Annotated in this window: 13 protein-coding genes; 8 read left to right on the top strand and 5 right to left on the bottom strand. The window is 68.2% G+C overall.

The features are described 5' to 3' along the window. The first annotated feature begins 69 nt into the window (after window positions 1–69). Window positions 70–1,641 carry an FAD-dependent monooxygenase gene (locus ACTMTF_RS18540; protein WP_441111797.1) on the top strand — a complete coding sequence of 524 codons (1,572 nt, stop codon included), beginning with the start codon at window positions 70–72 and terminating at the stop codon, window positions 1,639–1,641. 51 nt (window positions 1,642–1,692) lie between these two features. Here the strand turns inward: ACTMTF_RS18540 and ACTMTF_RS18535 are convergent, their stop codons facing one another. Further along, window positions 1,693–2,742 (bottom strand): LacI family DNA-binding transcriptional regulator, encoded by a 1,050-nt coding sequence (locus ACTMTF_RS18535; protein WP_441111796.1) that lies wholly within the window; start codon window positions 2,740–2,742, stop codon window positions 1,693–1,695. A gap of 327 nt (window positions 2,743–3,069) precedes the next feature. On the opposite strand from ACTMTF_RS18535, the gene ACTMTF_RS18530 reads away from it, so the two are divergent. The 6 genes from ACTMTF_RS18530 (at window position 3,070) to ACTMTF_RS18505 (ending at window position 10,971) form a co-directional block, all read left to right on the top strand. Beyond that, window positions 3,070–4,827, top strand: coding sequence for an ABC transporter substrate-binding protein (locus ACTMTF_RS18530; protein WP_441111795.1), 1,758 nt, complete (start codon window positions 3,070–3,072; stop codon window positions 4,825–4,827). Window positions 4,828–4,892: 65 nt separating this feature from the next. Next, entirely contained in the window at window positions 4,893–5,888 is a 996-nt protein-coding gene (locus ACTMTF_RS18525) for an ABC transporter permease (protein ID WP_397007696.1), read from the top strand. Continuing rightward, complete coding sequence (locus ACTMTF_RS18520; protein WP_441111794.1) at window positions 5,885–6,769, top strand: ABC transporter permease; 885 nt, start codon at window positions 5,885–5,887, stop codon at window positions 6,767–6,769. Before ACTMTF_RS18525 ends, ACTMTF_RS18520 begins: the two co-directional genes overlap by 4 nt. After that, window positions 6,766–7,707: an ABC transporter ATP-binding protein gene (locus ACTMTF_RS18515; protein WP_441111793.1), complete on the top strand. Its 942-nt coding sequence runs from the start codon at window positions 6,766–6,768 to the stop codon at window positions 7,705–7,707. The genes ACTMTF_RS18520 and ACTMTF_RS18515 overlap by 4 nt, the downstream gene beginning before the upstream one ends. Next, window positions 7,707–8,582, top strand: coding sequence for an ATP-binding cassette domain-containing protein (locus ACTMTF_RS18510; RefSeq protein ID WP_441111792.1), 876 nt, complete (start codon window positions 7,707–7,709; stop codon window positions 8,580–8,582). Before ACTMTF_RS18515 ends, ACTMTF_RS18510 begins: the two co-directional genes overlap by 1 nt. A gap of 10 nt (window positions 8,583–8,592) precedes the next feature. Further along, window positions 8,593–10,971, top strand: coding sequence for a glycosyl hydrolase 2 galactose-binding domain-containing protein (locus ACTMTF_RS18505; protein WP_441111791.1), 2,379 nt, complete (start codon window positions 8,593–8,595; stop codon window positions 10,969–10,971). Here the strand turns inward: ACTMTF_RS18505 and ACTMTF_RS18500 are convergent. After that, window positions 10,923–11,111 (bottom strand): hypothetical protein, encoded by a 189-nt coding sequence (locus ACTMTF_RS18500; protein WP_441111790.1) that lies wholly within the window; start codon window positions 11,109–11,111, stop codon window positions 10,923–10,925. The two genes, ACTMTF_RS18505 and ACTMTF_RS18500, sit on opposite strands and share 49 nt — an antisense overlap. A 224-nt stretch (window positions 11,112–11,335) precedes the next feature. Between ACTMTF_RS18500 and ACTMTF_RS18495 the strand changes: the two genes are divergently transcribed. Next, the gene (locus ACTMTF_RS18495; RefSeq protein ID WP_441111789.1) at window positions 11,336–12,280 is read left to right on the top strand and encodes a C45 family autoproteolytic acyltransferase/hydolase; all 945 of its coding nucleotides are present in this window, start codon (window positions 11,336–11,338) and stop codon (window positions 12,278–12,280) included. A gap of 181 nt (window positions 12,281–12,461) precedes the next feature. Here ACTMTF_RS18495 and ACTMTF_RS18490 read toward each other — a convergent pair whose 3' ends face one another. The 3 genes from ACTMTF_RS18490 to ACTMTF_RS18480 all read right to left on the bottom strand — a co-directional run bounded on the left by ACTMTF_RS18490 (window position 12,462) and on the right by ACTMTF_RS18480 (window position 13,599). Then, window positions 12,462–12,641 carry a DUF397 domain-containing protein gene (locus ACTMTF_RS18490; protein ID WP_441111788.1) on the bottom strand — a complete coding sequence of 60 codons (180 nt, stop codon included), beginning with the start codon at window positions 12,639–12,641 and terminating at the stop codon, window positions 12,462–12,464. Window positions 12,642–12,778: 137 nt separating this feature from the next. Continuing rightward, on the bottom strand, window positions 12,779–13,132 hold the full coding sequence (locus ACTMTF_RS18485) for a hypothetical protein (protein WP_441111787.1): 354 nt from the start codon (window positions 13,130–13,132) through the stop codon (window positions 12,779–12,781). Further along, complete coding sequence (locus ACTMTF_RS18480) at window positions 13,129–13,599, bottom strand: hypothetical protein (RefSeq protein ID WP_441111786.1); 471 nt, start codon at window positions 13,597–13,599, stop codon at window positions 13,129–13,131. The genes ACTMTF_RS18485 and ACTMTF_RS18480 overlap by 4 nt, the downstream gene beginning before the upstream one ends. Window positions 13,600–13,626 lie beyond the last annotated feature (27 nt).

The following is a 13,626-nucleotide window of genomic DNA, read 5'->3' as shown; positions in this document are numbered from 1 at the left end:
TCCTTTCTTAGCAAGCACGCCTACTGTACTAAGAGAGCAATTCCTCTCTTACAGTGAACGGGAGCGTGCATGATGTTCGACGCCGTCATCGTCGGTGGAGGGCCCGTCGGGCTCTTTCTGGCCTGCGAGCTCAAGCTCGCGGGGGTCGACCCGGTGGTGGTCGAGCGACTGCCCGAACCGAGTCAGGCGGACAAGGCCCACGGCGTCGTCGGCCAGGCGGTGCGCCTGCTCGACGATCGCGGCCTGTTCGAGCGGTTCGGCGGATCGGGGGTTCCGAAGCCGTTGCCCACGTTCTCCTTCGGGACACTGCCCCTGCCGCTGCACATCCTCGGCGACGGCAACCCGATGTACATGCTCCAGATCAACCAGCGCGACATCGAACGCATCCTGGCCGAGCGGGCCGCCGAGCTGGGCGTGGACGTTCGTCGCGGGTACGAGGTCCGGAAGTTCGCGCAGTCGGAGGACCACGTCGATCTCGTCGTCACGAGCCTCGACGGCGCGCAGGAGAACCTCAGCACCCGGTTCCTCGTAGGTTGCGACGGCGGCCACAGCGAGATCCGGAAGCAGGCGGGCATCGCGTTCCCGGGAATCGTCGACGAACGGGTGGTGTCGCGAGCGGCACTCATCGGATCGACCGGGCAGATCGCGCCGGCGCCGGGCGGTCGCATCGCGATCGGCGGGTTCGGGGAGATCTCCGGCAACTTCCACAGGACGGAACGCGGGGTCATCGTGATCGCTTTCCTCGCTCCCGAGCACCCCTTCGTCACGACGCTCGAATGGGAGGACCACCCCGTCGGCAGCCACCCCGGTCCGGGCGCACCGATGACGCTCAAGGAGATGGAGGCGAGCGTCGAACGGGTCCTCGGCGTGCAGGTGGCCCTGTCCTCGCCGCCGGAGGGCTCGCCGACCCTCCTGCGCCGGATCTGCGGGCGGAACACGCGACTGGCGGACCGGTACCGCAACCGGCGGGTCTTCCTCGCCGGCGACGCCGCCCACGTCCATGCCGCTTCGGGCGGCCCGGGCCTCAACCTGGGGCTGCAGGACGCCGCGAACCTGGCATGGAAGCTGTCAGCGGACCTGCACGGCTGGGCCCCCGACGGACTTCTCGACAGCTACGAGTCCGAACGCCGCGCGCTCGGCGAACGCGTGTTCATGCAGACGCAGTCGCAGACGGCCCTCATGGCGCCGGGCAGCGCCGTGACCGCCCTCCGCGAGCTGTTCACCGAGTTAATGACGAAGCGCGAGAGTGTCCAGCTGGTCGCCGACCTGATGGCGGGCGCGGATGTCCGGTACGACATGGGCGAGTGCGAGCCCGCCGACCTCATCGGGTGGTTCGCGCCGAGCCTCGACCTGACGACCGAGGACGGTCGCGCGCTCCGCCTCGCCGAACTCCGCCGCGACGCTCGCCCGCTGCTCCTGGACCTCTCCGACGACGCCGCGCTCGCCGAGGCCGGGTCGGCCTGGTCCGATCGCGTCGCCCGCGTGGCCGCCCGTGCGGCGGCGCCGTCACTGCTCATCCGGCCCGATGGGTACGTCGCGTGGTCGGGAACCGATCCGGACGGGCTCCGGGAAGCGCTCGGACGGTGGTTCGGCACGGCGAAGAAGGCCCATGACGACCAGGGTTCCCGCACGCCCGAATGATCTCCCTCGACATGATCGTTAGCCCTGGGCGGCACACCTGGCGCGATGTGGTTACTCCTCGCTGTCCTCCGGGACGGGCAGGGTCTTCTCTTTCGGTGGAGCGGTGCTGCCCCGGGGAAGCAGGCGGGCCGCCTCGTCCTCCACCCCCTCCACCTCCTCGCCGGCGATCAACGACAGCAGCGCCCGTGCCGCGTGCGCGCCGTACGCCGGGATGTCGCGGGTGAGGGCGCTCAGCGCGGGCCGTACGACCTGGGACAGCGGCGAGTCGTCCCAGGCCACGATCGACAGGTCGCCGGGCACGTCGAGGCGCATCTCGTGGGCGGCGGACATGCCGGCGACGGCCATGATGTCGTTGTCGTACACGATCGCCGTGGGGCGGGTGGGGGAGCTGACGAGGCGGCGGGTGGCGTGGGCGCCCTCTTCGCCGGTGTAGTCGGTGTGCATGATCGGGTGCTGGTCGAGGCCGAGGTCCTGGCAGGCGGTGGTGAACGCCTGGTCGCGCAGCACGGTGTGGACGAGGTCGGGCAGCCCCGCGACGCGGGCGATCCTGCGGTGGCCGAGGGCGGCCAGGTATTCGACGGTCTCGCGGACGGGGACGGACTCGTCGGACCAGACGGGGGTGAGTGAGCCGGCCTCGGAGGGGTGGCCGATGACGACGGCGGGCAGGCCGAGCTCGTTGAGCGCGCTGACGCGGGGGTCGGCGAAGCGCAGGTCGACGAGGATGGCGCCGTCGACGCGGCCCTCGCCCCACCAGCGGCGGTAGATCTCCATCTCCTGCTCGGGGCTGGTGACGACCTGGAGCATGAGCGCGTAGGAGCGGGCCGACAGCTCGGTCTCGATGCCGCTGATCAGCTCCATGAAGAAGGGCTCGACGCCGAGTATTCGGGCGGGCCTGCACAGGGTGAGCCCGACGGTGCGGGCCTGGGCGCCGTTGAGGGCGCGGGCGGCGCTGTTGGGCCGCCAGCCGATCTCTTCGGCGATGGCCTTGATGGCGGCGCGTTTGGCGGGGGAGACTCCGGGGCGGTCGTTGAGCGCGTAGGAGACGGCCACCTTGGAGACTCCCGCTTGTCGAGCGATGTCGGCGATCGTCGGTCGCTTCACCGAGCCCCCTGTTTCTGAACCGGTTAGCTACGTGTCGAGACGACCTTACCCCTGGTCCGGGCGTCGCACATCAGCTGGGGCACACCAAGGGGCGTTGTCTCAAACAGATCACGGCCCTTGACGTGGTTGTCACCGCGAATTTACGTTCGCGGTACTTATCCGGTTCAGCAAGGTTCTGCGCGGCAGTGCATGAGAGCGCTCCCAAACGGCTCAATGGCGCCGATCAGGCCGCTGACCAGGTACGACGGCGGCGTAATGTCCCGGGCCGCCGACTTCGGGGTTGGACACATGGTCGACCTCCGCTTCGGTGGGGGAAGGAGAAACGCAATGCAGACCCGGGCACGGATCCTGATACCGCTCCTCGCGGCAGGCATGGCCGCCACCGCCTGTTCGGGAGGCGGCGCGACGCCGGCTCCCCAAGCCTCCCAGGCCGGCAGCGCCGCACCCGCCCCCCAGGGCAACACCGGCGAGCTCCCGCGTAACGAGACGCTGTACACCACGGGCACCCAGTGGGGGCCGCCCGCCAACTTCAACCCGATCCGCGAGTGGGACTCCGCCACCGGCACCAAGGGCCTGGTGTACGAGACGCTCTTCCACTTCGACCCCAACGCGGCCAAGCTCACGCCGTGGCTCGCCGAGAGCGGCAGCTGGACGGACGACACGACGTACGAGGCCAAGATCCGCACGGGCGTCACCTGGGCGGACGGCAAGCCGCTGACCGCCAAGGACGTCGCCTTCTCCTACAACCTGGGCAAGATGGAGACGGTCCCGTACCACAACATCTGGGACTGGCTGAAGTCGGTCGAGGCGGTCGACGACCAGACGGTCCGCTTCTCGTTCTCGCAGGCGAACTACCAGGAATGGGACTACAACCTCTACAGCCGGGTCATCGTGCCCGAGCACATCTGGAGCAGCCGTTCCGAGGAGGACGTGCTGAACGGGGTCAACGAGAACCCGGTCGGCACCGGCGCGTACAAGTACCAGAGCCACGACCAGGACCGCGTGGTCTGGGTGAAGCGCGACGACTGGTGGGGCAAGGCGGCGCTCAACATGGAGCCCAAGCCCAAGTACATTGTGGACGTCGCCACGCCCAGCAACGAGGTGGCCATGGGCCTTCTGCTGCAGAAGGGCATGGACATGAGCAACAACTTCCTGCCCGGCGTGGCCAACCTGGTCAAGGGCAACTTCGGGATCACCACGTTCTACAACGAGCCGCCGTACATGCTGTCGGCCAACACCGCCTGGCTGGTGCCCAACACCACCAAGAAGCCGATGAACGACCCGGCCTTCCGCAAGGCGCTGGCCACCTCCGTGGACGTCAAGAAGATCGTCGAAGGCGTCTACGGCAACCTGGTCAAGGCCTCCAGCCCGACGGGCCTGCTGCCGCAGTGGGACCAGTTCGTCGACCAGAGCGTGGTGAGCGCCGGCGGCTTCGCCTTCGACACCGCCAAGGCGAAGAAGGCGCTGGCCGACGCCGGTTACAAGGACACCAACGGCGACGGGCTGGTGGAGAACAAGGACGGCTCGAAGATCAGCCTGAAGATCGAGGTGCCGGCCGGCTGGACGGACTGGATGGAGGCGGCCCGGGTCATCTCCAGCAGCGCCAAGGCGGCCGGCATCGACGTCAACCCGGAGTTCCCCGACTTCAACGCGCTCGTCGAGAACCGCAGCAAGGGCGACTTCGACCTGATCGTCAACAACGAGCGCCAGCTGTCCAGCAGCCCGTGGACCTACTACGACTACCTCTTCCAGCTGCCGATCCGCAAGACGCAGAACACCGTCAACTTCGGCCGCTACGAGAACAAGGAGGCCTGGGAGCTGGTCCAGAAGCTCGACCAGGTCAAGACCGACGACATCGAGGGCATGAAGGCGGTCATCTCCGACCTGCAGAAGATCCACCTGGACGAGATGCCGGTCATCCCGCTCTGGTACAACGGCCTGTGGGCCCAGTCCAGCAACAGCGTGTGGAAGAACTGGCCTTCCTCGGCGCCGGGAGCGCCCAAGTCGGCGCCCGTCATGTGGCGCAACTGGCTCGAACTGGGCGGATTTGAGACGCTCACCCAGCTCCAGCCCGTGGCCGGCTGACCGGATGATCGTGTCCCCTCCGCCTGTCCCCCCGGGCGGAGGGGGCCCCTTTGGGGAGACCTCACGTGCGCCAATACTTCGGCAGGAAACTGCTCATCTACGGTCTGACCTTCGTGGTCGCCGTCACGGTCAACTGGATGATCCCGCGCTTCATGCCCGGCGACCCGGTGGCGAGCATGCTGGCCAGGGCCCGCGTGACGCAGCCCGCGGCGGTCGAGGCGATGCGGACCTACTACACCAACCTGTTCGGCTTCGACCAGCCTGTCTGGCAGCAGTACCTGAACTTCTGGGGCGCGATGTTCCAGGGGGACTTCGGCATCAGCATCTGGGTGTTCCCGACCCCGGTGGCCGACGTCATCCTGGCGGCGGTGCCGTACACACTGGCGTTGATGATCCCGTCGGTGCTGCTCAGCTACTGGGTCGGCAACCGGTTCGGCGCCTTCGCGGCGCGGCGCAAGCTGCTCGACAACACGGTCCTGCCGGTCGGCTACATCCTGACGGCGACGCCGTACATGTGGCTGGCGGTGCTCCTGGCCTGGGGGCTGGGCGTGGTGGCCGGGTGGTTCCCGGTGGCCGGCGGCTACAGCTTCTCCCTGCAGCCGAGCTGGACCTGGGCCTTCGTCCTCGACCTGCTGCACCACTGGGTCCTGCCGTTCCTGTCGCTGTTCCTGGTGGCGCTCGGCGGGTGGGCGATCGGCATGCGCAACATGATCATCTATGAGCTGGAGTCGGACTACTCCAACTATCTGTCCGCGCTCGGCGCGCCGTCGCGGCTGATCCGCCGCTACGCCTACCGCAACGCGATCCTGCCCCAGATCACCGGCCTGGCGCTGCAGCTCGGCGTGCTGGTGGCCGGGGCGCTGGTCACCGAGATCGTCTTCTCCTATCCGGGGCTCGGCAGCCTGATACTCAAGGCCATCCAGAACCAGGACTTCTTCCTGCTGCAGGGCACCTTCATGTTCATCGTGATCGGGGTGCTGGTGGCGAACTTCATCATCGACATCGTCTACGTGCTGATCGATCCCCGTACGCGTACCGGAATGGCGGGTGCTCAGGCATGACCACGACGACCACCCTGCCCACGCAGGAGCGCGTGGTGCGGCGGGAGGCGCTGTACTTCGCGGTGCGCAACACCAAGCTGATGATCGGCTTCGGGATCGTCCTGTTCCTGCTGCTCGTGGGCGTGTTCGGGCCGATCTTCATGAGCATCGAGGACCCCAACGAGTACGTCGCGGCGGCGATGCTGCCGCCCTCGTCGGAGCACTGGTTCGGCACCACCACGTTCGGCCAGGACGTCTTCGCCCAGTTCGTGTACGGCCTGCGGACCACGTTCCTGGCCGGGGCGCTGGGCGGCGGCATCGCGGCCGTCATCGCGATGGTGATCGGCTTCGTCGCCGGTTACCGGGGCGGCTGGGTGGACGAGATCCTCAACATGCTCACCAACGTGGTGCTGGTCATCCCGACGTTGGCCGTGCTGCTCATCATCAACGCCTACCTGGGCATCCGCAGTGTCGGCGTGCAGGCGCTGTTCATCGGGCTGACCTCCTGGCCGTGGGCCGCGCGGTCGATCAGGGCGCAGACGTTCTCGCTGCGCAGCCGGGAGTTCGTGGACCTGGCCAGGCTCAGCGGCATGAACACCCGCAAGATCATCATGCGGGAGATCGCGCCGAACATGAGCTCCTACCTGTTCATGACCTTCATCCTGCTGTTCGGCGGTTCGATCCTGATCGCCTCCTCGCTGGACTTCATCGGGCTCGGTCCCACCGAAGGCGTCTCGCTCGGCCTGATGCTGCAGAACTCCACCCAGTGGAGCGCGCTCCAACTCGGCCTGTGGTGGTGGTTCGTCCCGCCGGGGGCCGGCATCACCGCCGTCGTGGGCGCCCTGTACGTCGCCAACGTCGGCCTTGACGAGGTCTTCAACCCGAAATTGAGGGAAACATGAGCCTGCGGGTCAGCGATCTGAGGGTGCACTACCGCACCCTCAAAGGTGAGGTGAAGGCGCTGGACGGGGTGTCCTTCACCATGGCGGACGGGGAGATCCTCGGCCTCGCGGGCGAGTCGGGCTGCGGCAAGACCACCCTGGGCAAGAGCCTCATCCGGATGGACGGCCGGATGCGGCACGCCGGCGGGACGGTCGAGCTGGACGGCCGCGACCTGCCCGTCGGCGACGACCGGGCGATGAACGCGTTCCGCTTCCACGAGGTCTCGCTCATCCCGCAGTACTCGATGAGCGCGATGAACCCGACCCGCAGGATCGGCAAGATGATCGCCGAGCTGCTCAGGTCGCGCGGCGTCACGCTCGACACCGAGGAGCTGCACCACCGCCTCGACCTGGTCGGCCTGGAACGCGAGGTGCTGAGCCGCTACCCCATCGAGCTGTCCGGCGGCATGAAGCAGCGCATGGTCATGGTCATCTCCACCCTGCTCGACCCGTCGCTGCTCATCGCCGACGAGATCACCTCGGCGCTGGACGTGTCCACGCAGAAGGCGGTCGTCAAGGCGATGCTCGGCTTCCGCGACAACGGCTTCGTCAAGAGCATGATCTTCATCACCCACGACCTGGCGCTCACCTCCAACCTCGCCGACACAATCATGATCATGTACGCGGGCAAGCTGGCCGAGAAGGCGCCCGCGGACAAGGTCGTCAAGGCGCCACGGCATCCGTACACCCAGCTTCTGATCAACTCGCTGCCGGAGATCGGCGTCCGGTACGACCAGCGCAAGCTGGCCGGCATCCCCGGCAGCCCGCCGTCCCTGCTGAACCCGCCGCAGGGCTGCCGCTTCCGGGCCCGATGCCCGCTCGCGGGCGAGGAGTGCGCCGAGGAGCCGCCCGTGGCCGAGATCGAGCCCGACCACTTCGTCGCATGCTGGAAGGCCTGATGCTGAAAGTCGACAACGTCACGAAGGTCTACAAGGTCGGGACCTTCGGCGGCCGGACCATGACGGCCGTGGACACGGTGAGCTTCGACGTGCGGCCCGGCGAGGTCGTCTCCCTCATCGGGGAGAGCGGCAGCGGGAAGAGCACGATCGGCAAGATGATCCTCGGCCTGACCCCGATCACCAGCGGCTCGATCACCGTGGACGGCGTGCCGATCCAGCCGGGCAAAGACTACTACCGGTCGGTCCAGGGCGTCTTCCAGGACCCGTTCAGCTGCTACAACCCGGTCTTCAAGGCCGACCGCGTCTTCCAGCTGATCAAGGAGAGCTACTACCCGTCGGTGCCGGACGCCGAGTGGACCGAGCGGGTCCGTTCGGCCATCCAGGACGTACGGCTCAACCCGGACGAGGTGCTCGGCAAGTTCCCGCACCAGCTCAGCGGCGGCCAGCTGCAGCGGCTGCTCATCGCCAGGGCGCTGCTGCTGGACCTCAAGCTGTTGATCGCCGACGAGATCACCAGCATGCTCGACGCCTCCACCCGCATCGACGTGCTCAACCTGCTGGCCGAGCTCAAGGCGCGCGGCCTCGGCGTGCTGTACGTCACCCACGACCTGTCGCTCGGCCACTACCTGGCCGAACGCACGGTCGTGCTGCGGCGCGGCACGATCGTCGAGATGGGCCTGACCTCGAAGGTCTTCGACGACCCCCTGCATCCTTACACCAGGCAGCTGCTGTCGGCCGTCCCCCGTCTCCACGCCCCGTGGGACGACCTGGAGCCGCCGGCCACCTGCCTGTACCACGAGCGCGGGGCCACCGGCGGGCTGCTGGAGGCCGATCCGGGACACTTCGTAGCCTGCGCCCAGCTCAGCGATTGCTAAGGAGACCTACTTGAGCTCGTACCGACCGTTGCACGACGGCTGGATCCTGTCAGCTGTCTCGCAGGACATCGAGGTGCCCGCCACAGTGCCCGGCTGTGTGCACACCGACCTGCTGGCAGCGGGCTTGATCGAGGATCCCTACCTGGACGACAACGAGAACCGGCTGGCCTGGATCGGCCGCGCCGGCTGGTCGTACACCACCTCCTTCACCTGGTCCGGCGACGAGCACGAGCGCACGGACCTGGTGTGCGAGGGGCTGGACACGGTGGCCACGGTCATCCTGAACGGCGTGCGGGTGGCGCGCACCGCCAACCAGCACCGCTCCTACCGGTTCCCGGTGCGGCACCTGCTGCGCGAGGGCGTCAACACGCTCACCGTGACCTTCGACTCCGCCGTCGGCTACGCGGAGGAGCAGCGCGCGGCGCTGGGTGAGCGGCCCGGCGCGTACGCGGCGCCGTACCCGTTCATCCGCAAGATGGCCGGCAACTTCGGCTGGGACTGGGGGCCCGCCCTGGTCACCGCCGGGATCTGGCGGCCCATCGGCCTGGAGAGCTGGAGCGGCGCCCGGCTGGCCGAGGTGCGCCCGCTGGTCCGGGTCGGCGACGGCGTGGGCACCGTCGACGTGCACGTCAAGGTCGAGCGCGCCACCGAGGAGCCGCTCACGCTGCGCGCCGAGGTGGCGGGCGTCGCCGCCGAGGTGCGGCTCGCCACCGGGCAGCGCGAGGCGGTCGTGTCCCTCTCCGTCCCCGGCCCGGCGCTGTGGTGGCCTCGCGGGTACGGCGAGCCGCACCGCTACGAGCTGGCCGTGCGGCTCGGCGACTCGGCGTGGACCAGGAAGATCGGCTTCCGTTCGGTGGAGGTCGAGCGTGAGGCGTTCAAGCTGGTCGTCAACGGCGTGCCGGTGTTCGTGCGCGGCGTCAACTGGATCCCCGACGACTGCTTCCCCACCAGGGTCACCCGCGAGCGGCTCGCCGAGCGGTTCGCCCAGGCCACCGGCGCGGACGTCAACCTGCTGCGGGTCTGGGGCGGCGGCCTGTACGAGAGCGAGGACTTCTACGACCTGGCCGGCGAGCTCGGCCTGATGGTCTGGCAGGACTTCCCGTTCGCGTGCGCGAGCTACCCGGAGGAGGAGCCGATCCGCTCCGAGGTGGTGGCCGAGGCCCGCGAGAACGTGGTCCGGCTCGCCCCGCACCCGAGCCTGATGCTGTGGTGCGGCAACAACGAGAACCTCGAAGGTTACGCCGACTGGCAGTGGCAGGAGCGTCTCGAAGGCCGGAGCTGGGGCGGCGGCTTCTACCACGACCTGCTCCCGTCGATCGTGGCCGAGCTCGACCCGACGCGCCCGTACATCCCCGGCAGCCCCTTCTCGGCCACCCCCGGGCAGCCGCCGCAGGACCCGGCCAGCGGCACGATCCACATCTGGGACGTGTGGAACCGCGAGGACTACAGCCGTTACGCCGCCTACACGCCCCGCTTCGTCGCCGAGTTCGGCTTTCAGGGGCCGCCCGCCTACGCCACGATGCGCCGCGCCATCAGCGGCGAGCTGGCCGCCGACGCGCCGCTCGTGCTGCACCACCAGAAGGCCGACGACGGCAACGCCAAGCTGCTGCGCGGCCTCGGCGACCACCTGCCGCAGCCGGACTCGTTCGACGACTGGCACTACCTGACCCAGCTCAACCAGGCCAGAGCGATGGCCTTCGGCGTGGCGCGGTTCCGCTCGCTCGCGCCGTACTGCATGGGGACCATCGTCTGGCAGCTCAACGACTGCTGGCCGGTCACCTCCTGGGCCGCCGTCGACGGCGACGGCAGACGCAAACCGCTCTGGTACGCGCTCCGCCGCGCCTACGCCGACCGGCTGGTGACCCTACAGGACGGGGAGGTGGCCGTGGTCAACGACGGCGACGAGCCGTGGCTGGGCGAGTTGGTGCTGACGCGGCAGAGCCTCAGCGGCCGACCGCTGGCCAAGGAGGCCGTCCCGGTCGAGGCGGCCCCCCGCTCGGTGGCCAGGGTGGCGCTGCCCGCAGCCGTCGGCGACCCCGACGACCCGGCCGCCGAGCTGCTGACCGTCCGGCTCGGGGACACGCGCGTGGTGTCGTTCTTCGCCGAGGACACCGCCGTGGCCTTCGCCCCCGCCGACTACGACGCCCGCGCCGAGCCGGCCGAGGGCGGCTACCGCGTCACCGTGACGGCCCGCACCCTGCTGCGCGAGCTGGCCCTCTTCCCGGACCGCCTGGACCCGGCGGCCTCGGTGGACGCCATGCTGGTCACCCTGCTGCCGGGCGAGGAGGCGACCTTCCACGTCACCACGGACGAACCCCTCGACCTGGAGGCGCTTACCACCTATCCGGTGCTGCGCTGCGTCAACGAGGCACGCGAACGCGCATCGTGACCGAGCACGATTTCGCGGACGATCTCTCTTGCGGTCACTCGCGGCACCCCGCCGTAGCGGCCACGCAGGTACCCCCGTTCGAGGTTCTCTTCCTTTTCGTCCACGAGCAGGACCGAGCCTTGGTCCAGCACGGTCAGCATGGGACCCAGGAACGCGAACCACGCGTGGGCGCCCAGGGACTCTTCCGTGAACACAGCCTGATTTCACCGCTCTCGGGGTCTGTGTCGAGGCGGGTGACGCCCGGGAACGCTGGCACGCGATCACCGGCGCCTAGCTCGTCGCCGATGGCGGCCACCTGGTGAATACTTGCCCAATTAGCTAGGTTGTCCTCGCCTTGTCCGATTCTCACAGGGGAGTGGCGGGCGTGCGGCAACAGCACAAGACCTTCCAGGCGATCGAGGTCGGCGACGGCGGCGACGGGCGGTGGGCCGCCTACGCCCGGGCCCTGTGGCAGGAGATGGAGGGCCTGCTGACCGAGGAAGGCCGGACTCCGGAGGGCGCGGATCGTGTTCGGGTGCTGTTCCGTGCGCACATGCCGGAGCTGGTCCCGGTTCTGGACCGCCTGGTCGGCCAACTCGACCGGCCCGAGGCGGAAGTCTTCCTCACCCACGCGGCACTGCGACCGTTCTCCCAGGCCTGCACCCAGATCGGCCAGAACGGCACTCTGCTGCGCAACTATGACCTACGGCCCGATCAGTGTGAAGGGACCATCATCTCCTCCTGCTTCCTGCGCCCCGTGATCGGGATGCAGGACATGTTGTGGGGCTTGCAGGACGGGATGAACGACGCCGGTCTCGCGGTTTCGCTCACCTGGGGCGGACGTTCCGTCTACGGACGCGGCTTCGCCATTCTCATCCTCGTGCGCTACCTGCTGGAGACGTGCGACACCGTCGATGAGGCGGTCGACAGGCTGCGGTCCCTGCCGGTCGCCGTCCCCCAGAACCTCACCCTTGTCGATCCCAAGAAGGCGATGACGGTGTTCGTGGGACCGGATATGCCGCCGACGGTGGCACCGGACGCCTGCGCCGCCAATCACCAGCATCTGCCGGTGACCGACGAACAGGAGCGGGCCATGCGGACGCAGGAGCGGCTGCAAGCCATCCGCGCCGCGGGCGTGGACGTGGCGGCGATGCTCAAGCCGCCGCTGTATCGACCCTTCGACGAGCAGGGGACGGTAACGCTCTACACCGCCCACTACCGGCCCGCCGAGGGCCTTGTGACGTACTACTGGCCCGGTGAGTCCTGGCAACAGTCCTTCGGCGACTTCACACTCGGATCCCGCACCGTGACCTTGGGTCGGGCCGGCTGAGAGGCTTTCCGGACTCCTGCTCACCCCTGCACGAAGATCTTGCAAGAACGTGATTCAACCCGCCGCCGACAGGCCCTCCCTCGGCCGCACGGTGGACCGGCATCGGGTCGTGATCCTTCTTTAAGCAGACGGCTCGCCGATCGGATCGGCGAGCCGTAAGAGACCGCGGTGAACCGGGTGGTCAAGCCAGGTCGAACTCGCCGCCCTTGACTCCGGAAACGAATGCTCTCCACTCGCTCGGATTGAAGACCAACGCCGGCCCGTCAGGGTCCTTGCTGTCGCGTACGGCCACGATGCCGGGAAGGTTGTCAGCCACTTCGACGCAGTCGTTCCCGCTTCCGCTCAGGCTGCTTTTACGCATCGCTTCGGCGATTCGGCGAGGCCGAATAGCTCTATCGAAGGGTGAAGCGATTCCGCAGTGCCCGGAACGCGACCCGCGCCGGCTATGGGGCCGCTCGCGTCGCCAAGAACTTATGGTGCGCCAGGTTTCGGCCGTGCCTATTCGGTGTCCTTGGGGTGTCGAGGCGATGCGTATATCACCCAGACAGTACGAGCGGCGTCATCGATGGCGTACCGCACACGCCCGCCGCTGGTCACCTCGAACTCCCACTGCTCCAAGTCCTTGCCGTTGTGACGATGGGTCGCGAGATCACCGCGCAGGCGATGCTGACGGTCGTGACTTGCGCGTGATCGGGGATCGGCTCGCAGCATCTCGAAGCATCGGCGCGTATTGGCCAAGGCGTGGCGGCACAGTTCTTCCCAGCCTTTGACCGCATCGCCGGTGCCGAACCGGAGATCCCACTCGTCATCCGGTGGCGGTACCGTAACGCGATCGCCCCGTTTCGGACTCATGTGAAAATCTGTACCGGGCCGAAGTCGCCGCTGGTGGGCTTGCGGGCCTCGGCGTGATGTGCAGGGTCGGCCTTGATTCTGGCGGTGGCTCGCCAGCCCGCGACGACCTCTCGGGTTGTGGCGTCGACGTCGAGTTCGGCCGCGTCGGAGAGCGCTTCGACCAGTTCCAGCGTGAAGGCGCGCAGTTCGTCCGAGGACAGATGGCGAACCCAGGGAAAGACCTCCGGCATGGCGATGACCAGCGCCCGCGCTGTGGGGTCATGTTTGATCAGGGCAAGGAACAGCCGGGACGCGGTGGCCAGTGTCTGTTCGCGCTCCTCTTCACGGTCTGCTGCTGTCAGGTAGAAGTCGGGAGCATCGCGATGTGTGACGCGAACGCGTCCGAGGCGCGCCGCGCGTTCGGCGACCGATCGGGGATTTCTTGACAGTTCTGAGAAGGTCACGGCGTCGGCATGGCATGTGCTCACGCGCTGAGTCTATATCAGAACACGTTC

The organism is Nonomuraea sp. ZG12 (genome assembly GCF_052068115.1).
Classification (GTDB): Bacteria; Actinomycetota; Actinomycetes; order Streptosporangiales; family Streptosporangiaceae; genus Nonomuraea.
This window is presented reverse-complemented; position numbering and strand designations above follow the sequence as displayed.